General features: G+C 71.8%; 1 protein-coding gene. It reads left to right on the forward strand.

Annotated elements, in window-relative coordinates:
• A partial coding sequence (locus GR197_RS31860) for a pyridoxal-phosphate dependent enzyme (RefSeq protein ID WP_164016684.1) occupies positions 1 to 380 on the forward strand: 380 nt, incomplete at both ends.

The raw sequence follows: 380 nt of genomic DNA on the forward strand, positions 1-380 counted from the left end.
TTCGTGGACAGCGCGGCCGAGGTGTACGACGCGGCGCGCGCGATCGCCGCCGATACCGGCGGGCACTACATGGACCAGTTCACCTATGCCGAACGGGCGACGGACTGGCGCGGCAACAACAACATCGCCGAGAGCATGTTCCTGCAGATGCAGCGCGAGCGCCATCCCGTGCCGCGCTGGATCGTGGTGGGCGCCGGCACGGGCGGCACCAGCGCCACCATCGGCCGCTACATCCGCTTCCAGCGGCACGCCACGCAGGTCTGCGTCGCGGACCCGGCGGGATCGGTGTTCGCCGCCTACTGGCGCACGGGAGACGGCACGCTCACGGCGCCGGGCTCGCGCATCGAAGGCATCGGCCGCCCGCGCGTGGAGCCCAGCTT

The organism is Rhizobium phaseoli (assembly GCF_010668805.1).
GTDB classification, from domain to species: domain Bacteria; phylum Pseudomonadota; class Alphaproteobacteria; order Rhizobiales; family Rhizobiaceae; genus Rhizobium; species Rhizobium phaseoli_A.